Here is a 22,621-nt window from a genome sequence, read left to right on the forward strand (position 1 = left end):
TGTCGACTTGAAACACAGGCGCGCAGCCTGGAGGAGACGGAATGCACAGCAGAAAAATGGTCTTGCGAGGCGTGGTTGCAGCACTGGCGTTGTACGGCGTCGTCGCGCACGCAGCGGAACCCTTGAAGGCCAACGTGATTCACTGGTGGACTTCCGGCGGCGAGTCGGCTGCAATCCGCCAGTTCGCCGATGCGTATAACAAAGCCGGTGGCCAGTGGGTCGACAATGCGGTAGCCGGCGCCGATCAGGCGCGCTCCACTGCAATCAACCGGATCGTCGGCGGCGATCCACCCACGGCCGCGCAGTTCAATACCTCCAAGCAGTTTCACGACCTGATCGATCAGGGCCTGCTGAACAATGTCGATGACGTCGCCGCGAAAGAAAACTGGAACGGCGTATTCCCGCAGTCGATCATCGACAGCATCAAGGTGAAAGGCCATTACTACGCCGCGCCGGTCGATATTCACATGCCGGCCTGGTTCTTCTATTCGAAGCCGGTGTTCCAGAAGGCCGGCATTGCCGGCGAGCCGAAGAGCTACGATGAATTCCTCGCCGATCTCGGCAAGCTGAAGGCGGCAGGCGTGATCCCGCTCGCGCTCGGCGGTCAACCGTGGCAGGAAAAGATCACGTTCGACGCGGTCTTCGCCGACGTCGGCGGTCCCGATCTCTACCTGAAGGTGTATCGCGATCGCGACCAGAACGCGGTCAAGTCCGACGCCTTCAAGAAAGTACTCGCGTCGTTCAAGCGCTTGCATGATTTCGTCGATCCGGGCTCGCCTGGCCGCAACTGGAACGATGCCACCGCGTTGGTGATTTCCGGCAAGGCGGGTGTGCAGATCATGGGTGATTGGGCCAAGGGCGAATTCTCGGCGGCCAACCAGACTGCCGGCAAGGACTTCGGCTGCTTCCCGGGTTTCGGTCCGCACTCGCCGTATCTGGTCGCGGGCGACGTCTTCGTGTTCCCGAAAACCGATAACGCCAACGCGATCAAGGCGCAAAATCTGCTTGCCACGGTGATGACCTCGCCGGCCGCGCAAGTCGCATTCAGCGCGAAGAAAGGCTCGATTCCGATTCGTCCCGATGTGGACGCCAGCAGTCTCGACATCTGCGCGAAGGAGGGCATGGCGATCATGAAGGACAAGTCACGTCAGTTGCCGAATCCGGAAATGCTGCTCTCGCCTGATACGCAGGGCGCGTTGATCGACGTCATCACGAACTTCTGGAATAAGAACCAGTCGGTCGACGACGCGCAGAAGGCGTTTGCCAGTGCGTTGAAGAGCTAGGCGCTCGCGATGCATGCGCTCAAGCTGCCAGCCGCCGGCTCCAGGTCTCGCAAGGGGTCGCAGAAAAAGCCGTTAAAGAAGCGTTTTCCATTTGCGGTGTGGCTGGCGTTGCTGCCCATGGTCCTGACCGTCGTGTTCGCGTATCTCGGCACGATGGTCTGGACCGCGCGCGTGTCCCTCAGCAACTCGCGCACGTTTCCTTCCGGCGACTTCGCGGGCCTCACGCAATATACGCGGCTCTTCAACAACGACCGCTGGCTGCTGTCGCTGCAAAACATCGTGATTTACGGTGCGTGTTTCATTGTGGCGTGCATGGTGATCGGCTTGTTGCTGGCGATTTTCATCGACCAGCGCGTGGTGGCGGAAGGCGCGTTGCGCACGGTATTTCTCTATCCGTATGCGATGTCGTTTGTCGCAACGGGTCTGGTCTGGCAGTGGATTCTCAATCCGCAACTGGGCGCGCAGGCCGTGCTGCATAAACTCGGCTTCGTGCATGCGCGTTTCGACTGGATCGTCGATCAGGACTGGGTGATCTACACGATTGTGATCGCGACGGTGTGGCAGGCGTCCGGTCTCGTGATGGCGCTGTTGTTGGCCGGCTTGCGCGGTATCGACGACGAACTCTGGAAAGCCGCCCGTATCGACGGGATTCCGCGTTGGCGCGTCTATGCGAGCATAGTCGTGCCGATGCTCGGACCTTCCATGTCCACCGCCTTCGTGCTGCTCTTCGTGATGGTCGTGAAACTTTACGACGCGGTCGTCGCGATGACGCAAGGCGGCCCCGGCACGGCGAGCGAAGTACCGGCGAAGTTCATCATGGATTATCTGTTCGGCCGCGCGAACATCGGCCTCGCGTCGGCGGCGTCGATCGTGTTGCTGGCCACGGTGCTGGCGATTCTCGCGCCGTTCTTCTATGCCCGCAGCCGCGCTGCGTTGCGTAAGGAGGTGTGATGAACACGCTGAGTCCGCCACTCAAGGGCGGCACGCCGAGCCGTACGCGCCGGCGCCGCCGGGCTTTTACACCCGCGCGCCTCGGCGTCTACGCATTCCTGCTCACCGCCGCGTTGTTCTTCCTGTTGCCGCTGTATGTGATGCTCGTCACCTCGGTCAAACCGATGAGCGAGATTCGCCTCGGCAATCTGCTCGCTTTCCCCGCGCATTTCACCCTCGACGCATGGAGCGCCGCGTGGCACTCCGCGTGTACCGGGCTCGATTGCAACGGCATCCAGGTCGGCTTCTGGAATTCGGTGCGGATCGTCGTGCCGAGCACGGTGTTGTCGATCGTGATCGGCGCGGTGAACGGCTATGCGCTGTCGTTCTGGCGGCCACGCGGCGCCGGGCTGCTGTTCGGCGTGCTGCTGATGGGCGCCTTCATTCCTGTGCAGGTGATGGTCTATCCGCTGGTGCGCGTGCTTGCGAGCGTGCATCTGTTCAGTTCGCTGCCGGGCATCGTGGTGATTCATACGATCTTCGGCATGCCGGTGATGACGCTGCTATTCCGCAACTACTACGCGTCGATTCCGCAGGAGTTGTTCAAGGCGGCGCGCATCGATGGCGGCGGCTTCTGGCGCATCTTTTTGCAACTGATGCTGCCGATGTCCACGCCGATCATCGTCGTCGCGGTGATCATGCAGGTGACAGGTATCTGGAACGACTTCATTCTCGGCCTGGTGTTCGCCGGCACGAAAAATCTGCCGATGACGGTGCAGCTGAACAACATTATCAACACGACGACTGGCGAGAGGCTCTATAACGTCAATATGGCGGCGACCATTCTGACCTCGATGGTACCGCTGGCGGTTTACTTCATTTCGGGCCGCTGGTTTGTGCGCGGCATTGCGTCCGGCGCCGTCAAGGGATAAGTCAAAGGATAGGGCATGACAAACCTGGCTAGTGTGGCAAACGCGGCGGCAAATGCGGGGGCAAATGGGGCGGCAAATGTGACCGCGGATGCGACGGCACATCCAGCAGGCGCGGTTAATGTGGCAGACGCTGTGGCAGACGCTGTGGCAGACGCGGCAAACCTCGGCAATGCGGCGGATGCGGCGCGTCTATCGAATCCGGCCAATGTCTCGGTGCGCAATCTGAAGATCCAGCTCGGCGCGAATACGGTGATCGAGAATCTCGATCTCGACGTGCAAGCAGGCGAGTTCGTCGTGCTGCTCGGCCCCTCGGGTTGCGGCAAATCCACTTTGCTGCACAGTATCGCGGGTTTGATCGACGTGACCGACGGCAGCATCGAGATTGCCGGCGAAGACATGACCTGGGCCGATCCGAAAGACCGCCGCATTGCGCTGGTGTTTCAGTCGTACGCGTTGTATCCGACCATGAGTGTCGAGCGCAATCTGTCGTTTGCGTTACGCATCAACGGCACGCCGAAGGCGGAAATCGAGCGGCGCGTCACGCGGGCGTCCGAGATGTTGCAACTCGGCCCGCTGCTCAAGCGCAAGCCGGCGCAACTATCGGGCGGGCAGCGGCAGCGCGTGGCGATCGGCCGCGCGATCGTGCGCGAAGCCGACGTGTTTCTATTCGATGAGCCGCTGTCGAACCTCGACGCGAAATTGCGCACCGAATTGCGCCGCGAACTCAAGCAACTGCACCAGCGTTTGGGCGCGACGATGATCTACGTGACCCACGATCAGGTCGAAGCGATGACGCTCGCCACGCGCATGGCCGTGATGCGCGGCGGCGTGATCCAGCAGTTCGGCACGCCCGCCGAAGTCTATGCGCGGCCGAACAATCTGTTCGTCGCGACATTCCTGGGCTCGCCCGCGATGAATGTACTCAAGGGCTCGCTGGAAGCACGCGACGGCTCGCTATACTTTTGTACGGCGCACTTGCGGCTCGACGTATCGCCGTACCCGTTCAAAAGCGCACCCGCGGATCGCACGCGTTGCTTGCTCGGCGTACGGGCCGAAGACGTGCACGTGGGCGAAGCCTCGAGCACGACCATGATCGAGCGCGCCACCATTTCACTGGTCGAGCCGATGGGCAACCACCGCGTCATCTGGCTCGACTATCATGGTGTGCAAATCGCGTCGATCGATCCGACGAAAACGCCGGTGGCGATAGGGGATGCCGCGACGTTCTGGTTCGACGGCGCACATATTTCGCTGTTCGATGAAGAAGGCGGCGCGCGTCTATAGTGACCGTGACCGCATGAGGCGTCGTTGAATACAACAAAAGGCTTGACGGAGAATCGCGTGGCAACACTCAAAGATGTCGCGGCACTGGCCGGCGTCGGCATGTCGACCGCGTCGCGAGCTATTTCCGGCAAGGGGCCCATTTCAGCGGATGCCGCCGCGCGCGTAAAAGCGGCGATCGAAGCGCTGAATTTCCGGCCGTCGTCCATCGGCCGGGCCATGGCGACGCAATCGCTCGGCATGATCGGCATATTCGTGCCGACCTTCTTCGGCTCCTATTACGGCACGATTCTCAAGCAGACCGACACCGAACTGCGCGCAGTGCACCGCCACGTGGTGGTGGCAACGGGCTGCGGGGAAGCGTCGCCGCGCGAACAGGCCATTGAGGCGGTGCGATTTCTGATCGGCCGCGATTGCGACGGCGTGGTGGTGATCAGCCACGATCTGCACGACGACGATCTGGACATGCTGCATCGCATGCATCCAAAGATGGTATTTCTGAATCGCGCGTTCGATCAGTTGCCCGAGGCGTCGTTCTGCGCGGATCACCGGCGCGGCGGAGAACTGGCGGCACGCACGCTGCTCGATCATGGGCATCGGCATATCGCGGTGATTTCCGGGCCGTCCAGCGCCTCGGACAATCAGATCCGGCTCGAAGGCTTCTTTGCCGAACTGGCACGCGAGGGTATCGCCCGCGAGGACGTCACACTGATCGAATCGGACTTCTCGCCGGAAGGCGGCTACGCGGCTGCGCAGAAGCTGCTCGATTCGAAGCGGCGCTTCACGGGACTCTTCTGCGCGAACGACACGATGGCGGTGAGTGCTCTAGCGCGCTTTCACCAGGCGGGCATTGCCGTACCGGACGAAGTCTCGGTGATCGGCTATGACGATGATTATTCGGCCGCTTATGCCGCGCCTGGGCTGACTTCGGTGCATATCCCGACGGCGGAGTTGACGCAGAACGCGGTGCGCTGGCTGGTCAACCAGTGCTACCGGACCTCGTGGGAGATTTTCCGCGAGTTTCCGGTGAGCGTGACGATGCGGGAATCGGTGGGACCGGCACCTGGGGCTGTCGCTTCATCGAGCAGGACCCAGACGGCCAGTTGCAGTAGCGCTTCGTAGTTTCTGCTCGCAGCGGCGTTCAGGTACGCGCAAGCTGCGGGTCCGTTCGTGGACCGCTTACGCGTTGCGCAACGGCTGCTCAGGGTGATCAGGTTCCGCTGCGCAGCGACTGTTCGTAGCGCAGACGCGCTTCCTCATCGAGCCGCGTGTCTTCGAGTTCCTGAAGCACGCCTTCGAGATCGATCGGCGTGGTGTCCAGTTCGACCCGGCCGGTCAACTCGGCATCCACGTGCAACGCGCCCGCTTCGTATAGCGACCAGATTTCCTTGCCGTAGCTCGAGTCGAGCAAAGCGGGGGCGAATCGGCCGAAGTAAGTGGCGAGGTTGTTCACGTCGCGCTCCAGCATGGCCGGTGCTTCCAGATTGCCGGCGGCATCCACGGCCTGGGGCAGGTCGATGATCACCGGGCCGTCTGCGGCGAGCAGGATGTTGTATTCGGACAGGTCGCCGTGAATCATGCCGGCGCACAGCATGCGCACCACCTGGTTGAGCAGCAGCGCGTGCAGTTCGAGCGCGCGCGCTTCGGTCATCTCGACATCGTTCAGACGCGGCGCGACGTTGCCGTGCGCATCCGTCACCAATTCCATCAGCAATACGCCGTCGGTGCAGATGAAGGGCTGCGGCACACGCACACCGGCGTTGGCGAGCTGGAACAGCGCATCCACTTCCGCGTTCTGCCACGCCTGTTCCTGCACCTCGCGGCCATAGCGGCTGCCTTTTTCCATTGCGCGCTGCTGGCGGCTGTTCTTGACCTTGCGGCCCTCGCGATAGGACGCGGCCTGACGGAAACTGCGCTGTTTGGCGTCCTTATAGACCTTCGCGCAACGTGTGGATTCGCCGCTGCGGACCACGTACACGGTGGCTTCCTTGCCGCTCATCAACTGCGAGATGACTTCGTCGATCAGGCCTTCCTCGACCAGCGGCAGCAGACGTTTGGGTGTTTTCATACGGCCGCCGTGGGGTGGAGGGCGGCGCGGTGGCCATGGGTGGCCGCATGGGTGGCCGCGTGCTGGAGCGTAGAGAGGGAAATTCGGATCATGCCGGATTATACGGGGTGCGAGGCCATGTGCCGGAACGCCGGCGCGAAGGTGCCAGTTGTGACCGGCATGCCTCGTATGCCGTGCTGCGAACCTCGCGCATCAAACCTGGAACCGTCAAGGGGTGTGTCCGATACACATGGTGTGTCCGATACTTTGGGCAGAATTCGAGTTTTTGACTTAAGTATCGGACATATTCAGGCTCGAAATAGCAGGCAAGCAGGCCTTGTGTCGGTGTCGGGCGTCGCCGTAATACGCCGCAACAGTGACTTGCGTTTTCCCTCATTCATTTCGCATACCAATCGCTTAAACTTGGCCGTAACAATTTGTTACGGGGTGTGAGATGTTGGCCGTATTCATCATCGCCTGTCCGATCTGCATCGCCGCGTTGTTCGGTTTTGCGCGGCACGTGGATCCTCAGACCGGGCAGTTCAAGCGTTAACCCAAACTGGAACGATTCGGGGTTCAGCCATGCCGCGGGGATGAACGGCAGGCCTTGGGCGATCTTCTTCAGCCGGGCGTGCTCTCCAGCCTTGCCTTTATGTGCCGAGTCGCGGCACGATGCGCGATAACCTAAGTTTGGGGCAGCATCGCGCATGCGAGATTTTCTGGCAAACATCACGGCGCGCCTTGGCGTACTGAAAGGCGTGCTTCCTTTGAGCCGTGCCGCGGCGGCGCGTGACGCGCTGGCCGGCGTGCAACTGGCGTCGATGGATATTCCGCAAGTGCTCGGCTATGCGCGCATTGCCGGCATGCCTGCCGTCACGGGGCTTTACACCGTCTTTCTGCCGCTTATCGCGTTCGCGTTCTTCGGCGCGTCGCGGCACCTCGTGGTGGCGGCCGACTCCGCCACCGCGACTATTTTCGCGAGCCGCCTCTCGACCATGGCGCCGGCTTCGAGCGCCGACTATGCGGCGCTCGCCGGGATGGTCGCCTTGCTTACCGCCGCGCTTCTCCTCATCGCGCGGATCTTCAAACTCGGTTTTCTTGCTGACTTTCTCTCGCGCACCGTCCTGGTCGGCTTTCTCGCGGGCGTCGGCGTCCAGGTCGGCATCGCCATGCTGGGCGACATGGTCGGCTTGCCCGGGCATGCCGCGACCAGCATCGCCCAACTTGCGCTGGTGGCGCGCGATGTCACGCGGATCAACTTGCCGACGCTCGCTATTTCCGCTCTGGTCGTGGTCTCCATTCTGGCTTGCAAGCGCTTTTTGCCGCGCGTGCCGGTACCGCTGGTCGCGGTGGTGGCGGGCATTGCCGCGAGCGATATCTACGGCTTCGCCGCGCACGGCATTGCCGTACTCGGCCCGGTGGCGGGTGGCCTGCCGCCGCTGCGCATGCCGTCGGTCACGTGGCAGCAAATTCTCGATCTGCTGCCGGTCGCCGCCTCGTGTTTCGTGATGATCGTTGCGCAAAGCGCTGCCGCGAGCCGCGTATTCGCCGAGCGTTACCACGAAACCGTCGATACCAACGCCGATCTGCTGGGGCTTGCCGCCGCCAATGCCGTGGCGGCGTTTTCGGGCGCGTTCGTGGTGAACGGCAGTCCGACGCAAACCGCCATGGCCGATCGCGCGGGTACGCGCAGCCAGTTCGCACAGGTTGTATTCGCGGTGGTGGTGGTCGTGGTCTTGCTGTTTTTCAGCCGGTTTTTGCAGTACCTGCCGCACTGCATTCTGGCCAGCATCGTGTTTACGATCGCCGTCGGCCTGGTCAATCTGAAAACGCTGTTTTCGATTCGCCGCGAAAGTCCCGGTGAATTCACGTTGGCGGTGTTCACCGCGGCGGCCGTGGTGTTGATCGGTGTCGAGCACGGCATTCTGGTGGCGGTGGCGTTATCGCTGCTGCGACATGTGCGGCATAGTTACCGGCCGCACACCATGGTTCTCGCGCCCGGCGAAGACGGCGTCTGGGTACCTGTGCCGGCCACGCCCGGACTTCAGACGGCGCCCGGGCTGATCGTCTATCGCTTCGGCGCGGATCTGTTCTATGCGAACGACCACTTTTTCGTCGACGACGCTCGCCGTCTGATCGATCAGGCACCGAGCGCGGTGCGCTGGTTCGTGATCGATGCGAGCGCGATCACCGACCTCGACTATTCGGCGGCGCGTTCGGTCGGCGAATTATGCGCGACGCTCAAGCACAGCGGCATCGAAGTGATTTTCGCGCGCGTGAACCGCTATTTGCGCTCGGATATGGACCGGCATGGAATCACGCCGGTCGTCGAGACAAGATGTATTTTCAGCACCCTGCATGAGGCGCTGCGCATGGCAGGCGTGGAGCAGCCCGGTGCGCACGTTAAAGACGCGCCGTAACTGCCTGATTAGCGGGGCCGCGGCGGATGGTTTCAGGGCTGCGGCTCTTCGTCGGCAAAGAAGTAGCCGATAAAAAAACATGCGCCGGCGGAGAGCGCGCCAAGTACGGCTACCGTATAGGCGAGCGCCGTGCCGTGCCATAGACCGTCGAACCACTGATGAAGCTGCGCCATCACCACCGCCGCGTTGCCACCGATGCGCTGCAATTCGATCTGATAGCGCGGGTCCGCGATGCTGTACATGGAGACGGCGCTGTCTGGCGCCGGCGCCATCGCATAGATGATCGCCGCGGCGACCAGGCCGGCGGCCAGCACGACGGCGCCGGCCAGATAAAGCCGTCTTTGTAGTGGCGAGCGCTTTGCTGCCGGATTCAGGTCATTGCTACCGCTCATCGTGTTCGCGTGTCCGCTCGAGTCATCAGGCTGACAGTATCGCAGAGCGGTCGCGTCCCTCAGGCGCGGCTAGCTTTTCGACGTCAGCAGTTTGATTCCGGCGATGCCGAACATGATCGCGAGCGAACCGTCCAGCCAGCGACGGATCGCGGCGTGGATGCGCCGCGCGGATGCGGTCGAAAACAGCACTGCGTAGCTGCTGAACACGGATACGCCGATCGCCATGCAGCCAAGCACCACGGGCGCGGTGTGCGACGTGCCGCTCGCAGGTGACATGGCCAGCGAAACGATCGAGAGCCACACCAGAATCGCTTTCGGATTGGTGAGATGCAGCAGCAGGCCACGCAGATAGAGCCGCTTGAGCGGCTCGCCTTCGCGGGCGGTTGTGGCGGGCAACTTTTTCGCGCTGAATGCGGAGCGCGCGGATTTGAAGCCTAGCCACAGCAGATAAAGTCCGCCGGCAACCCTGATCGCCACCAGGCATTCCGAGTAAGTGGCGAGTACCGCCGACAAGCCCAGCGACGCCAGTAACGCCCAGAAAAACGAGCCGGATACCACGCCGAGCGCGAAGGTCAGCGCGGATTTCCGGCCGGCGCTCATGGCGAGCGACATGATCGCGAGATTGCTCGGCCCGGGGCTCGCCGTGCCGACGAAATAGGCGCTATAGGCGATCAGGACGTCGGCGGTGAGGAAGGTACTGGCGATCATGGGCTTGTTGTGAACCTGGGTGGCCGCAAACCGTGCCGCTCGAAACGGTACGGGTCAAAAGCGCGTATCGATGCGCGAACAACGATTCTGCTCGCCCGCGTGCGACTCTCACAGATACAGTTGATGGCTTGTACGGCGGGACAATCGGGTGTTTGCGGCACAGTTCAGGCGACCTGGCTACTCAGACAACCCGGTCGGCTCGACAACTCGGGCCAACCACCCAACTCAGCCACCTCACGCCCCCGCCGCGCTACCGATGCAATCCGCCAGCGCGCCGGCCACCGCCTGGCGGCTATGCCGCGGACGCTGTACGAGGCCGATTTCACGGTGAAACGTCGCGTCGCCGAGTTCGAGTGCGGTGACGTTTGCGGGCCACTTGCCGAGTCCCGCCGTATTCGGAATGAGCGCCACGCCGATGCCGCGCGCGACCAGTTGCGCGATACCTTGGAGCTCGTCCAGCTCGATCACGTCTTGCACATTCAGCCGCGCGCGCCGTAAAAAGCGGTCCACCAGCCTGCCGCCGAACGATCCGCGGTCATAGCGGATGAACGGTTCGCTCCTGAGCAACTCGCGCCATGACCGCTTGCCGCGCGCTAGCGATTTCGGCACCAGCAGCACGAATGGTTCGGTGACGAGCGTGCGCCATTCGAGCTCAGAGGGCAGGGCGAACGGCGGTTTGATGACGACGGCGAGATCGAGCTCGCCCGAATCCACTTGCCCGAGCAAACCCAGCGACACGCCGGGCACGACGCGAATCCGCCAGCCGGGGCGGTCGTCGCGAAAGCGGGCCAGCGCGTCGGCGAGAAACGACACTTGCGCGGACGCAATCGCGCCCACTCGCAGCATGCCGCTTTCCGCCGCGCCCGCGCCGCGTTCCGAGAGCCGGCTGTACAGTGTCATCATTTCTTCGGCCAGGGTGAGCGTTTCGCGCCCGGCGTCGTTGAGCGTGGCAGAGCGGCCAGTGCGGTCGAACAGCGCGAAGCCGAGTTCCTCTTCGAGCCGCTGCATCTGCGCACTCACGGCGGATTGCGTGAGGCCGATGCGTGCTCCCGCACCAGAAAACGTGCCGGACTGGCTGACGGCGATAAAGGTTCTGAGTTCGTTGAGCATGGTCGATTGATAGATTCTGGTGATGGTCAGATCAAATATATATCGTTTTCCATCATTTTTAATCATGGTTAGAATTTGTCTTACGCGTGCTCCTTCATGAATCGCTTCATAGACCGCTTCATGGATCGATACGCGAGCCCCTTTCCTTTCTGCGAGTTTTCCCATCATGAGCATTTCCGAAACCGTTTTGCCGCCGTTCCATCTGGCGTTTCCTGTGCATAGCATTGCCGCCGCACGCGAGTTCTACGGCGAACTGCTCGGCTGTCCGGAAGGGCGCAGCGCACCGGATTGGGTCGACTTCAACTTCTACGGCCATCAGATCGTCGCGCATCTCGCGCCCGAGGAAGCCGGCCATCGGCAGACCAGCAAGGTCGACGGCGACGCGGTGCCGGTGCGCCACTTCGGCGCGGTGCTCTCGATGGAGCAATGGCAGGCCGCGGCGGACAAGCTGCAAAAGGCCGGCATCGACTTCATCATCGAACCGCATGTGCGCTTCAAAGGCGAGGTCGGCGAACAGGCGACGATGTTCTTCCTCGACCCGTCGGGCAACGCGCTGGAATTCAAGGCGTTCGCGAATATGTCGTCGTTGTTTGCGAAGTGATGCCGGCGCCGCGAGCCTGGTCAAATCCGGTAAGCGGACGCTGATTACCTGAGTGCGACTTTCACGCAAGGGCTTTGCACGATGCAAATCTGAGCGTAGGGTATTTGCATTGCGCAATTCAATCTAAAGGTATTTCTCGCGGTGTGAGAGCGAGACATGCCTTTAGTCATTCCATTAAAAGCGCGCATCTCCCTGTCATCAAACGTTTGCGTCCTCGGACTCAGCCAGCGTTCGAAGCGCCAGCAAGGCTTACATTAGCCTTCCTGACAATTTCGCCATTTTGGCGCCATGCAGGTGTTGGTGCTATCGATCTAGCATACGCACTGATTCACCGGAGAGGCGCGGGCATGGGCCCCGGCAAACATGTGCGCATGTCTGCCGGCTTCGGCATTTCGAATGCTGAAACAGCGCGACCGTTCAGTCACGGCGATTCAATTCCTTTCGGCATTCTCTCGGGCGCGTTTCATGTGGATCGTCAACGTAGCGCTTAAGCGGCCATACACTTTCATCGTGATGGCCATTCTGATCCTGCTGGCGACGCCGTTCGTGCTGCTCACCACGCCGGTCGACGTGTTGCCGGAAATCAATATTCCGGTGGTCAGTATCATCTGGAGTTACACGGGCTTGTCGGCCGAAGACATGGCCAACCGTATCGCGTCGGGCAACGAGCGCGGCCTGACCACTACGGTCAACAACATCGAGCACGTCGAATCGCAGTCGCTTGCCGGCATCTCGATTCTCAAGGTGTTCCTGCAGCCGGACGCGAACATCCAGACCGCGATCGCGCAGGTGGTGGCCGTCGAACAGGCGCAGCTCAAACAGGCACCACCAGGCGCGACACCGCCTTTGGTGATCAGCTACTCGGCCTCCAGCATTCCGGTGATCCAACTCGGTTTGTCGAGTCCGAAACTGTCGGAGCAGGCGCTCAACGACACCGCGCTGAATTTCCTGCGTCCGCAACTCGTGACGATTCCAGGTGCAGCCGTGCCGTATCCATACGGCGGCAAAGCGCGTCTGATCTCGGTCGATCTCGACACGCGCGCGTTGCTCGCAAAAGGGCTGACGCCTTCGGACGTAGTCAATGCGTTCAATGCGCAAAACCTGATCTTGCCGACCGGCACGGCCAAGATCGGGCCGAAGGAATACACGATCAATATGAACGGCTCGCCTTCCACGCTGGACGGGCTCAACGACATCCCGGTGCGTACGCTCAACGGCGCGACGACGTATCTGCGCGAGGTTGCCCATGTGCGCGACGGCTTCTCGCCGCAGACCAATATCGTGCGGCAAGACGGCCGGCGCGGCGTGCTGATGTCGGTGCTGAAGAACGGCAATGCCTCGACACTGGCGATCGTGGACAGGCTGAAGGACCTGCTGCCGAGCGCGCGCGCCGCGTTGCCGCCGGACCTGCACATTACCGCGTTGTTCGATCAGTCGGTGTTCGTGAAAGCGGCGGTGCAGGGCGTGGTGCGTGAAGCACTGGTCGCCGCCGTACTGACCGCCGCAATGATTCTGCTGTTCCTCGGCAATTGGCGCAGTACCTGCATCATCGCGATCTCGATTCCGCTGTCGATTCTGTCCTCGCTGATCGCGCTGCACGCGCTTGGGCAAACCATCAACATCATGACGCTCGGTGGCCTTGCGCTGGCGGTCGGGATTCTGGTCGACGATGCGACGGTGACGATCGAAAACATCGAACGGCATCTGCATATGGGCACGAATCTGCACGATGCGATTCTCGACGGTGCCGGCGAAATCGCGATTCCCGCGCTGGTTTCGACGCTGTGTATCTGTATCGTGTTCGTGCCGATGTTCTTCCTGACCGGCGTCGCGCGGTACCTGTTCGTGCCGCTCGCCGAAGCGGTGGTGTTCGCGATGATCGCCTCGTACGTTCTGTCGCGCACGCTGGTGCCGACTATGGCGATGCTGCTGATGGGCCACGCGCACAAGCCGAAGGCGGGTGCCAGGCCGAATCTGTTTATGCGGCTCTATCATCGCTTCGACGCGGGTTTCGAGCGCATGCGTGCCGCGTACATCATGATTCTCAGCAGCGTGCTGGTGCGCCGGGGCCGCTTCGGCAGTCTGTTTCTCGCGTTCTGCGTCGTCTCGATGGGACTGGTTTTCGTGCTCGGCGAGGACTTCTTTCCGAGCGTCGACGCGGGCGACATTCGTCTGCACATGCGTGCGCCGACCGGCACGCGCATCGAGGAAACCGCGCGTCTTGCCGACGAAGTCGAGAAGGTGATCCGCGAGGTCATACCGGCCGACGAACTCGGCACGATCCTCGATAACCTCGGCTTGCCGTATAGCGGTATCAATCTCTCGTACAGCAACTCGGGCACGATCGGCACGCTCGACGGCGAAATCCAGCTGGCCTTGAACGAGAACCACAAGCCGACGCAGCTCTACATGGACAAACTGCGCGCGATCCTGCCGCAGCGTTTTCCGGGCGTCGAGTTCTTCTTTCAGCCGGCCGACATTGTCACGCAGATTCTCAACTTCGGCCTGCCCGCCGCGGTGGATGTACAGATTTCCGGCGCGGATCAGGTGGGCAACTTCGACGTCGCGCGCAAGTTGCTGAAACAGGTGCGGCTGATTCCCGGCACTGTGGACACCCACATCCAGCAAAAGCTGGATGAACCCGCGATCAATCTTCAGATGGATCGCACCCGCCTGCAGCAACTCAATCTGAGCGCGAGCAACGTGGCGCAAAACGTGCTCATTTCCTTGTCGGGCAGCTCGCAGACCTCGCCGGGTTTCTGGTTCAACAACAGGAACGGCGTCGAATATAGCGTCGCGGTGCAAACGCCGCAGTATCAGATAACCTCGATCGATGAATTGTTGCGCACGCCTGTGTCGGCTTCGGCCAACGGACCGACGCAACTGCTCGGCAACCTGGTGCGGCTTACACCGCAGACTCAGTTCGCGGAAGTCACCCACTACAACATCCGGCCCGTGATCGACCTCTACGTGAGCGTCGAGAAGCGCGATCTGGGCAGCGTGGCGAATCAGGTCGACAAGCTGGTGAATAACGTGCGGGCCTCGCTGCCGCGCGGCAGTCAGATCACCGTGCGTGGCCAGGTGGAGACCATGCGCAGTTCGTTCTTCGGTCTCGGTCTGGGCGTGGCGGTGGCGATCGTGCTCGTGTATTTGCTGATCGTGGTGAATTTCCAGTCGTGGGTCGATCCGCTGATCATCGTCAGTGCGTTGCCGGCGGCGTTGGCGGGCATCGCGTGGATGCTGTTCCTGACCGGCACGCATCTGAGCGTGCCGGCCTTGACCGGCGCGATCATGACGATGGGCGTCGCGACCGCCAACAGTATTCTGATGGTGTCGTTCGCGCGCCAGCGGCTCTCCGCCGGTGCCCCGCCGTTGACGGCCGCGCTCGAAGCCGGTGCCAGCCGGATCAGGCCGGTGCTGATGACCGCCTTCGCGATGATCATCGGCATGATTCCGATGGCGCTCGGGCTGGGCGAAGGCGCCGAGCAGAACGCGCCGCTCGGCCGCGCGGTGATCGGTGGCCTGCTGTTCGCCACGGTGTCCACGCTGTTTTTCGTGCCGCTGGTGTTCGCGGGCATCCATACGCGCCTCGCGCGCCGCCATCACGACGATGACGACACGGACACGACGGGCAAGCACGGCAACCATGGCGACGGCGGCGGCCACGGCAATGACGGCCCCGCGCCGGATCACGGCGGCGCGGGCAAGCCCGCGTGACGTTCAATGTAAATGACGGCTGGCTGCGCTGGCTGACTGAGATGGCTGACTGAGATGACCGAAAAAACTCATGCATCGCTGGCGATTCCCGCGCGAGAGACTGAAGGTGGCCACGCCTTGCCGCCGCGCCATCGCGAATGGAAGCGCGCCAAAATCGCCATCTGGATCGTGCTGGCGCTGCTCGCCGTGGGCGCGTTGCGTACCGTGATCGCGGATATCCTGCAAAACCGCTCGGTCGCCGATACGACGAAGCAGAACGCCACGCAGTACGTCAACGTGGTGAATCCGACGCAAACGGAAGGCGGCGGCAATACCCTGTTGCCGGGCACATTGCGCGGCAATGTCGAATCGCCGATCTTCGCGCGCTCCACCGGCTATCTGCTGCACTGGTACGCCGATATCGGCGCGCGCGTGAAGCAGGGACAACTGCTCGCCGATCTGGATACGCCGGAGATCGATCAGGAACTCGCCCAGGCGTTGGCGCAGCGTCAGCAAACCAGTTCGAGTCTCGGCCTCGCCAAAAGCTCGATGGAACGCTGGCAGCAACTGCGTCAACGCGATGCGGTTTCGCAGCAGGAACTCGACGAACGGCAGAGCGCCTACACCCAGGACGTCGCCAATCTCGCCGCCGCCGATGCCAACGTGAAACGCCTTCAGCAGCTCGAATCGTTCAAGCGCATCGTCGCGCCGTTCGCCGGTGTGGTCACACAGCGCAACGTCGACGTCGGCGACCTGATCGATGCCGGCAGCGGCACGAGCCGCGCGTTGTTCGCACTGGCGCAAGCGGATCCGCTGCGGGTCTATGTGCAACTGCCGCAGGCATATGCGCAAAACGTTTCGGTCGGACAGAAGGTGGTGGTCACGCAGGCCGAATTGCCGGGCCAGCAGTTCCACGGCACGATCACGCACATGTCCGGCGCGATCGACGTGCCGACCCGTTCGCTGCAGGTCGAAGTGACCTTGCCGAATCCTGACGACAAGTTGCGGCCCGGCGCGTACGTGCAGGTGGCAGTGCCTGCGGTTGCCCACGCGCGCTTGATGGTGCCGGGCAATGCCCTGCTGTTTCGCGCCGAAGGTCCGCGGGTCGCGGTGGTTGATGCGAATGGCATGGTGGTGTTGCACAAGATCGTGATCGCGCAGGACCTCGGTCAGTCGCTCGAGATCGAAAGCGGGATCGAGGCGAGCGACAAGGTCATCATCAACCCGAGCGATTCGATCGCGGACGGCGATCACGTGCAAATCACGCAGCCGCAGAAAAACGGTAAGGGGGCGTCGTGATCGCGAAGCGGGCGGGCGCTGGCCGGGCACCCACGATACGCATGGCACGAGGAACACAGGCGGGGGCATTGGCGGGGGCATTGGCGGGGGCATTGGCGGCCGCCGCGAGCGCGGCCTTGCTGGCCGCGTGCACAGTCGGCCCGGACTATCAGCGGCCGCAAGCCGAGGTGCCGCCCAGCTGGCAAACCGATTCGTACTGGCGCGTCGCGGTTCCGTCGCATGCGCCGATCTCGCCGGACTGGTGGAGCGCGTTCAACGATCCGACGCTCGGCACGCTGGAAACGCAGGCGCTCGCACAGAATCAGACGCTGGCGGCGGCCAGCGCGCACTATGAGCAGGCCAAGGCCACGCTCGCGAATACGCGAGCCCAGCAGATTCCCGAAGTCGATGCCACTGCGGCGGCATCGCGCTTCAGGATCTCCAGTGATCGCCCGCTCACGAATTACGCCACGCCGACGATGTCGACGGTGCAGAACAATCTGCAACTCGGCCCGACGCTCAACTACGACACCGATCTATTCGGCCGGATACGCCGCGAAGTGGAAGGTGCCGCGGCCTCCGCGCAACAATCGGCCGACGACCTCGCCAACGCGCGGCTCGTCCTCACCACCGATCTCGCCACCGACTATTTCTCGCTGCGTGAGCTCGACGCCGAGATCGACGTGCTGAATCAATCGGTGAAACTGCAGCAAAAGGCGCTCGATTACGTAACGACCGAGCACGATCTCGGCTCGGTCTCCGGGCTCGACGTGTTGCAGCAGAAGTCGCTGCTCGATGCGACCCGCGTGCAGGCGCAACTGCTGCTCAATCAGCGCGCGCAGTTCGAACATGCGATTGCCGCGCTGGTGGGCGTGCCCGCGCCGCAATTCGCGATCGAACCCAAAGTACTCGCCGTGCAGGTGCCGCCGATTCCGCTTGGGCTGCCGAGCGACGTCTTGCAACGCCGTCCGGATATCGCCTCGGCGGAGCGCGCGATGGCCGCGGCGAACGCGCAGATCGGCGTTGCCAAGGCGGCCTTCTTTCCCAGCCTGACGCTGACCCCAAGCATCGGCTGGGAAACCACCCAGTTCGCCAGTCTGCTGAGCGCGCCCACGCTGATGTGGACGCTCGGCGCGGCCGCCGGCCAGGTGCTGTTCGACGGCGGCCGCCGCGCGGCGAACGTCCAGTTCGCCAGCGAAGGCTACAAGGTCACCGAGGCGAACTACCGGCAAACCGTGCTCAACGCGTTCCAGCAGGTGCAGGACGGCATCACCGGTCTGTCCGTGCTCGACGGCGCATCGAAGCAGTCGCACGAGGCGGTCACCGATGCGCAGCATTTGCTGTCGCTCGCCAACGACCGCTATTCGGGCGGCCTCGTCGCGTATCTCGACGTGATCACCGCGCAACAGTCGCTGCTCACCAGCGAGCGTCAGGACGTGCAGATCCACGGCCAGCAGATGACGCTGTCGGTGTCACTGGTGAAGGCATTGGGCGGCGGCTGGGATGCCGGCACGGACATGTCGGGAGCGCAGCCGCGCGGCAATACCACGGGCACAGCGAACCCGACTGACTCAGCAAACATGGCGAACGCAGCGAACACCGCGAACACCGCGAACACCGCGAACACCGCGAACACCGCGAACACCGCGAACACCGCAAACATGGCGGACACGAAGGAGGCGATGGCTCCTGCGAAGTGAGCCGCCCGACCATGACACGGCCAGCCAGAAAACGGAAAAACGAGGCGTTTCGTATAATGCAAATACTTGAGGATGCGTATGAAATTGCTGATCGTTGAAGACGAACATAAGGTGGTGGATTACCTGCGCTCCGGTTTGACAGAGCAGGGTTGGGTCGTCGACGTCGCGCTCGACGGTGAGGAAGGCATGCATCTGGCCACCGAATTCGATTACGACGTCATTGTCCTCGACGTCATGCTGCCCAAACGCGACGGCTTTAGCGTGCTGAAGGCGCTGCGCATGCGCAAGTCCACACCGGTCATCATGCTGACCGCGCGCGATCACGTGAACGACCGGGTGCGTGGTCTGCGCGAAGGCGCCGACGACTACCTCACCAAACCGTTTTCCTTTCTCGAACTGGTCGAGCGCTTGCACGCACTGGCACGCCGCACGCGGTCGCAGGAGTCCACGCTGATTTCCGTGGGCGATCTGTTCGTCGATCTGATCGGCCGGCGCGCTACCCGCGACGGCGTACGCCTCGATCTGACCGCCAAGGAATTCCAGTTGCTGAGCGTGCTGGCGCGCCGGCAAGGCGACATTCTCTCGAAGACCGCCATTACCGAACTCGTGTGGGACGTCAATTTCGACAGCCATACGAACGTGGTCGAAACCGCGATCAAACGACTGCGCGCCAAGCTCGACGGCCCGTTTTCCTCGAAGCTGCTGCACACCGTACGCGGGATGGGCTACGTGCTCGAAGTGCGCGAAGAGGCAGAGCAACCATGAACCGCTCGATCGCGCGCCGCCTTGCGTCGATGTTCGCGCTGGTGGCGCTGTTCGTTTTCACGCTGGTCGGCACCGGGCTGTTTCTGGTGTTGCGCACCCAGCTGGAACACCACCTGCGCGAATCGCTCGACGATCGCACCCAGATCGCGCGCATCATCGTCTATCACTCGGTGACGCCGGAAAAGTGGCGCATGGCGCGCGAAAAGCTCACCGACATGACGCCGCACGACGGCAGCACCCTGTATTCGATCTCGAGCGCCGATCCGTATTTCCACTATGGCAATCCTGTCGAGGGTACGGTGGTGAAGAGCTGGGCAGGTGGCTACGCGCGCGTGACGCCGCCGGGCGGCGCTGAGGACATGCTCACCTCCACGGTGACGATACCGGCGTACGCCAACCGCCCGCCCGTGCAGTTGCAGGTGGCCGCGAGCTATTCGCCGAACGTGCGCACGATGCGCGTGTTCGGCTCCGCGCTTGCGGCGCTGTCGGCGTTGGGCAGTCTCGCGGTGCTGCTGCTCAGTTACTCGGTCACGCGGCTCGGCCTCGCACCGTTGACGCGCCTGACGAGAGATGCCTCCGCGGTGAGTCCGAATAACCGCTCGCAACGTCTGAATACCGCCTCGCTGCCGCTCGAATTGAACGATCTGGCCAACTCGTTCAACGGCGCGCTCGAACGTCTGGACGGCGCCTACGGCCGCCTCGAGTCGTTCAACGCGGACGTGGCGCATGAACTCCGTACGCCGGTGACGATTCTGATCGGCCAGACCGAGGTGGCATTGACGCGCAATCGCTCAGTCGACGATTTGCGCCATACACTGCAGTCGAATCTCGAAGAGTTCGAACGCATGCGCGCGATCATCAACGACATGTTGTTCCTCGCCCGCGCCGACCAGGGCGAGCGCGCGACGGGACTGATCGAATTGTCGCTGGCCGCGGAAGTTGCGCATACGCTTGAGTTTCTGGAGATTCCGCTGGAAGAAGCGCGGGTGAGTGCGCAGTTGCACGGTGATGGGGTGGCGCGTATGAACCGCTCGCTGTTCGGCCGCGCCTGCGCCAATCTGTTGATGAACGCGATCCAGCACTGCGAACCCGGCGCGGAAATTACCGTGACGATCACGCATGACGCGGATCAGTTGCGAGTCGCGGTGGCCAATCCCGGCAAGCAGATCGAGCCGGCGGTGCTCGAACATCTGTTCGACCGGTTCTATCGCGCGGAAGTGTCGCGCACCAATAGCCGCGAAAACCACGGTCTCGGTCTCGCGATCGTGAAGGCGATTGCGGAGATGCATCGCGGTACGGTGTCGGTGCAAAGCGCGAACGGCATCAACACGTTTGCGTTTTCCGTTACCGCGTTGCGCGTGGAAGGCGACGGCCTGGCGGCGGCGCGTTCGAGCGCCGGCGTGACGGCGGAGGCGGGCGATTACTCGTCGCTGGTAAAGGGCAAATCAGCCTGAACCGGTAGCCGCTGCTTCACTGGCTGCGCGTTGGCCGGCGTCAACGCCGTGACGCGCACGCCCAACAGCCGCAGCTTGCGGTTCAATTCCACCCGCCTGAGACATTCGGTTGCCGCGCGCCTTATCTCGGTGGCATCGGCGGTCGGCTCGTCCAGCGTCAGGTCGCGCGTGACTGTGCGGAAGTCGTCGTAGCGCAGCTTGATGCCCACCGTGCGGCCCACATAGCCCTTGCGAACCAGATCTTCCGCGACTCGCACGCATAAGCCGGTAAACGAACTCGACAGGGCCGGCCGATCGTGACGCGGATGCAGATCGCGCTCGAAGGTCGTCTCGCGGCTCATCGACTTGGGCTCCGATTCGACCACGACCGGCCGCTCGTCGTAGCCTTGCGCGACTTGCATGAGCCACGCCGAGTAACTGCGCCCGAAGTGATCCTGCAGTAGCCCCGCATCCGCCGCCGCCAGATCGCCGACCGTGACGAGACCGAGCGCGGTGAGCTTTTCCGCGGCCTTCGGTCCGATCCCATTGACCTTGCGCACCGGCAACGGCCACACGCGCAACGGCACGTCCGCAGGCGTCAGAATCGTGAGGCCGTCGGGTTTGTCGAGTTCGGAGCCGATCTTCGCCAGCAGCTTGTTTGGCGCCACGCAAATGGAGCAGGTGAGGCCGGTTGCCTGATTGACGGCCTCCTTGATGCGCGCGGCGATCCCGGCCGGCTCGCCTGGCAAATCGGTGAGGTCGATATAGATTTCGTCGATGCCGCGGTCTTCGATCCGCTCCGTGAACGTGGCGACCGCCGCTTTGAACAGGCGCGAGTAGTGGCGATACGACTCGAAATCGGTGGGCAGCAGAATCGCGTCGGGCGCGAGCATGGCCGCTTTCATCATGCCCATCGCGGAGAACACGCCGAGCGCGCGGGCTTCGTAGGTGGAGGTGGTCACCACGCCGCGGCCCGCGTAGTCGCGCAGCTTCGCAAAACGGCGGCTGCCGTCTTCAAGCGTTTGCGGCACGCCATTGCGGCCGCCACCGATCACCACCGCCTTGCCGCGCAGTTCGGGATAGCGCAAAAGCTCGACCGACGCGTAGAACGCGTCCATGTCCAGATGCGCGATGCGGCGGCTTGCAGAACTCATGGATGGCGGAAACGGGTGACGGCGCGAGCCGCGGGCATCGTAGTCGATGCGCGCGGCCGTCGCTCTGTCTGATGGCTTGCGTAGGCGTTCGCAACACGCCACAGGTGTGCGGCACGCCCGACGTCAAACCGTCATATTACCTTGCTCCGCCGGGGCCAGCCCGGATTGCGTCTCGACCGCGCGGTGAACCTCGTACTAGCAATAAAAAAGCCTTTAACCCGATGGGCTAAAGGCTTGTTTCTGGCGTGAGCATTCTTAGGCGGGCGCTCCACGCAAGCTGCGTGGCAGCACAGTATTACTGCTTGATGCCTTCAGCCTGAATATGCAGCGTGGTCTGCATCTTGAAGCCATAGGTCTTGCCGAAGTCGACGCCAAAATCGTCGCGGTTAAACGTCGCGGTCGATTCGGTGCCGCAGACTTCGCGCTTGAGCATCGGGTTCATGAAGCACTTGAACGATTCGATCTTCAGATTGACCGGCTTGGTGATGCCATGCATGGTCAGCGTGCCGATTACTTCCACGGGCTTGTCGCCGTCGAAGCGGATCTGCGTACCCTTGTACGTCGCGCTCGGGTACTTGGCGGCGTCGAAGAACTTGTCCGTGACCAGTTCCGCGTCGAGCTTGTCGTTACCGATATCCACCGAGCTCATATCGATCGTCACGTCCACCGTGCCGGTCTTGGCGGCGCGGTCCAGCACCACCGTGCCGCTGCTCTTCTTGAACTTGCCGCGCCAGATCGACAGGCCGCCGAAGTGGTCGGTTTCGAAGCTCGGATAGGTGTGCGTCGGGTCGAGCTGATACGTATCGGCGGCCATTGCGTTAAACGACATGGCGGCGGCCAGCGCGCTGGCGGCCAGCAAAAGTTGCTTCTTCAAGTTCTTCTCCAGGTTTC

At 62.5% G+C, this 22,621-nt stretch carries 19 protein-coding genes; 12 read left to right on the plus strand and 7 right to left on the minus strand.

Annotated features, from left to right (window positions below):
• Positions 1 to 41: 41 nt before the first annotated feature.
• From PQR53_RS23515 to PQR53_RS23535, 5 genes are read left to right on the plus strand one after another with little or no spacing between them, the layout of a single operon-like run.
• Positions 42 to 1,283: an ABC transporter substrate-binding protein gene (locus PQR53_RS23515; RefSeq protein WP_408459105.1), complete on the plus strand. Its 1,242-nt coding sequence runs from the start codon at positions 42 to 44 to the stop codon at positions 1,281 to 1,283.
• Positions 1,284 to 1,292: 9 nt separating this feature from the next.
• Positions 1,293 to 2,234, plus strand: coding sequence for a carbohydrate ABC transporter permease (locus PQR53_RS23520; protein ID WP_408459107.1), 942 nt, complete (start codon positions 1,293 to 1,295; stop codon positions 2,232 to 2,234).
• Entirely contained in the window at positions 2,234 to 3,145 is a 912-nt protein-coding gene (locus PQR53_RS23525; protein WP_179738185.1) for a carbohydrate ABC transporter permease, read from the plus strand. Before PQR53_RS23520 ends, PQR53_RS23525 begins: the two co-directional genes overlap by 1 nt.
• Positions 3,146 to 3,160: 15 nt before the next feature.
• On the plus strand, positions 3,161 to 4,429 hold the full coding sequence (locus PQR53_RS23530; RefSeq protein WP_408459110.1) for an ABC transporter ATP-binding protein: 1,269 nt from the start codon (positions 3,161 to 3,163) through the stop codon (positions 4,427 to 4,429).
• Positions 4,430 to 4,486: 57 nt separating this feature from the next.
• The gene (locus PQR53_RS23535) at positions 4,487 to 5,548 is read left to right on the plus strand and encodes a LacI family DNA-binding transcriptional regulator (protein ID WP_408459112.1); all 1,062 of its coding nucleotides are present in this window, start codon (positions 4,487 to 4,489) and stop codon (positions 5,546 to 5,548) included.
• An 88-nt stretch (positions 5,549 to 5,636) separates the two neighbouring features.
• On the opposite strand, the gene PQR53_RS23540 is transcribed toward PQR53_RS23535, so the two are convergent.
• Both PQR53_RS23540 and PQR53_RS23545 read right to left on the minus strand, forming a co-directional pair.
• Positions 5,637 to 6,494, minus strand: coding sequence for a PA4780 family RIO1-like protein kinase (locus PQR53_RS23540; protein ID WP_408459115.1), 858 nt, complete (start codon positions 6,492 to 6,494; stop codon positions 5,637 to 5,639).
• 376 nt (positions 6,495 to 6,870) lie between these two features.
• Complete coding sequence (locus tag PQR53_RS23545; RefSeq protein ID WP_408459117.1) at positions 6,871 to 7,203, minus strand: hypothetical protein; 333 nt, start codon at positions 7,201 to 7,203, stop codon at positions 6,871 to 6,873.
• Here PQR53_RS23545 and PQR53_RS23550 point away from each other — a divergent pair.
• Positions 7,181 to 8,893 carry a SulP family inorganic anion transporter gene (locus PQR53_RS23550; protein ID WP_408459119.1) on the plus strand — a complete coding sequence of 571 codons (1,713 nt, stop codon included), beginning with the start codon at positions 7,181 to 7,183 and terminating at the stop codon, positions 8,891 to 8,893. The genes PQR53_RS23545 and PQR53_RS23550 overlap by 23 nt on opposite strands.
• 32 nt (positions 8,894 to 8,925) lie before the next feature.
• On the opposite strand, the gene PQR53_RS23555 is transcribed toward PQR53_RS23550, so the two are convergent.
• The 3 genes from PQR53_RS23555 to PQR53_RS23565 all read right to left on the minus strand — a co-directional run bounded on the left by PQR53_RS23555 (position 8,926) and on the right by PQR53_RS23565 (position 11,103).
• The gene (locus PQR53_RS23555; RefSeq protein ID WP_408459121.1) at positions 8,926 to 9,285 is read right to left on the minus strand and encodes a hypothetical protein; all 360 of its coding nucleotides are present in this window, start codon (positions 9,283 to 9,285) and stop codon (positions 8,926 to 8,928) included.
• Between the two features lie 69 nt (positions 9,286 to 9,354).
• Positions 9,355 to 9,993 (minus strand): LysE family translocator, encoded by a 639-nt coding sequence (locus PQR53_RS23560; RefSeq protein ID WP_408459124.1) that lies wholly within the window; start codon positions 9,991 to 9,993, stop codon positions 9,355 to 9,357.
• 234 nt (positions 9,994 to 10,227) lie between these two features.
• Positions 10,228 to 11,103, minus strand: coding sequence for a LysR family transcriptional regulator (locus PQR53_RS23565; protein ID WP_179738174.1), 876 nt, complete (start codon positions 11,101 to 11,103; stop codon positions 10,228 to 10,230).
• A 166-nt stretch (positions 11,104 to 11,269) separates the two neighbouring features.
• Between PQR53_RS23565 and PQR53_RS23570 the strand changes: the two genes are divergently transcribed.
• The 6 genes from PQR53_RS23570 (at position 11,270) to PQR53_RS23595 (ending at position 20,597) form a co-directional block, all read left to right on the plus strand.
• The gene (locus PQR53_RS23570; RefSeq protein WP_179738172.1) at positions 11,270 to 11,704 is read left to right on the plus strand and encodes a VOC family protein; all 435 of its coding nucleotides are present in this window, start codon (positions 11,270 to 11,272) and stop codon (positions 11,702 to 11,704) included.
• 465 nt (positions 11,705 to 12,169) lie between these two features.
• The gene (locus PQR53_RS23575) at positions 12,170 to 15,421 is read left to right on the plus strand and encodes an efflux RND transporter permease subunit (RefSeq protein ID WP_408459127.1); all 3,252 of its coding nucleotides are present in this window, start codon (positions 12,170 to 12,172) and stop codon (positions 15,419 to 15,421) included.
• Between the two features lie 54 nt (positions 15,422 to 15,475).
• A complete protein-coding gene (locus tag PQR53_RS23580) occupies positions 15,476 to 16,699 on the plus strand; it encodes an efflux RND transporter periplasmic adaptor subunit (RefSeq protein WP_408459130.1) in 1,224 nt (407 codons plus the stop codon).
• Between the two features lie 41 nt (positions 16,700 to 16,740).
• Positions 16,741 to 18,378, plus strand: a complete 1,638-nt coding sequence (locus tag PQR53_RS23585; protein ID WP_408459132.1) for an efflux transporter outer membrane subunit — start codon at positions 16,741 to 16,743, stop codon at positions 18,376 to 18,378.
• A gap of 78 nt (positions 18,379 to 18,456) precedes the next feature.
• Positions 18,457 to 19,143: a heavy metal response regulator transcription factor gene (locus tag PQR53_RS23590; protein ID WP_408459135.1), complete on the plus strand. Its 687-nt coding sequence runs from the start codon at positions 18,457 to 18,459 to the stop codon at positions 19,141 to 19,143.
• On the plus strand, positions 19,140 to 20,597 hold the full coding sequence (locus PQR53_RS23595; protein WP_408459138.1) for a heavy metal sensor histidine kinase: 1,458 nt from the start codon (positions 19,140 to 19,142) through the stop codon (positions 20,595 to 20,597). The genes PQR53_RS23590 and PQR53_RS23595 overlap by 4 nt, the downstream gene beginning before the upstream one ends.
• Here PQR53_RS23595 and dinB read toward each other — a convergent pair.
• Together dinB and PQR53_RS23605 are read right to left on the minus strand one after the other, a co-directional pair.
• A complete protein-coding gene (gene dinB / locus PQR53_RS23600) occupies positions 20,564 to 21,730 on the minus strand; it encodes a DNA polymerase IV (RefSeq protein WP_408459140.1) in 1,167 nt (388 codons plus the stop codon). The genes PQR53_RS23595 and dinB overlap by 34 nt on opposite strands.
• A 295-nt stretch (positions 21,731 to 22,025) precedes the next feature.
• On the minus strand, positions 22,026 to 22,604 hold the full coding sequence (locus PQR53_RS23605; RefSeq protein WP_408459142.1) for a YceI family protein: 579 nt from the start codon (positions 22,602 to 22,604) through the stop codon (positions 22,026 to 22,028).
• Positions 22,605 to 22,621 lie beyond the last annotated feature (17 nt).

Source organism: Paraburkholderia fungorum (assembly GCF_046027605.1).
In the GTDB taxonomy this organism is placed as follows: Bacteria; Pseudomonadota; Gammaproteobacteria; order Burkholderiales; family Burkholderiaceae; genus Paraburkholderia; species Paraburkholderia fungorum_F.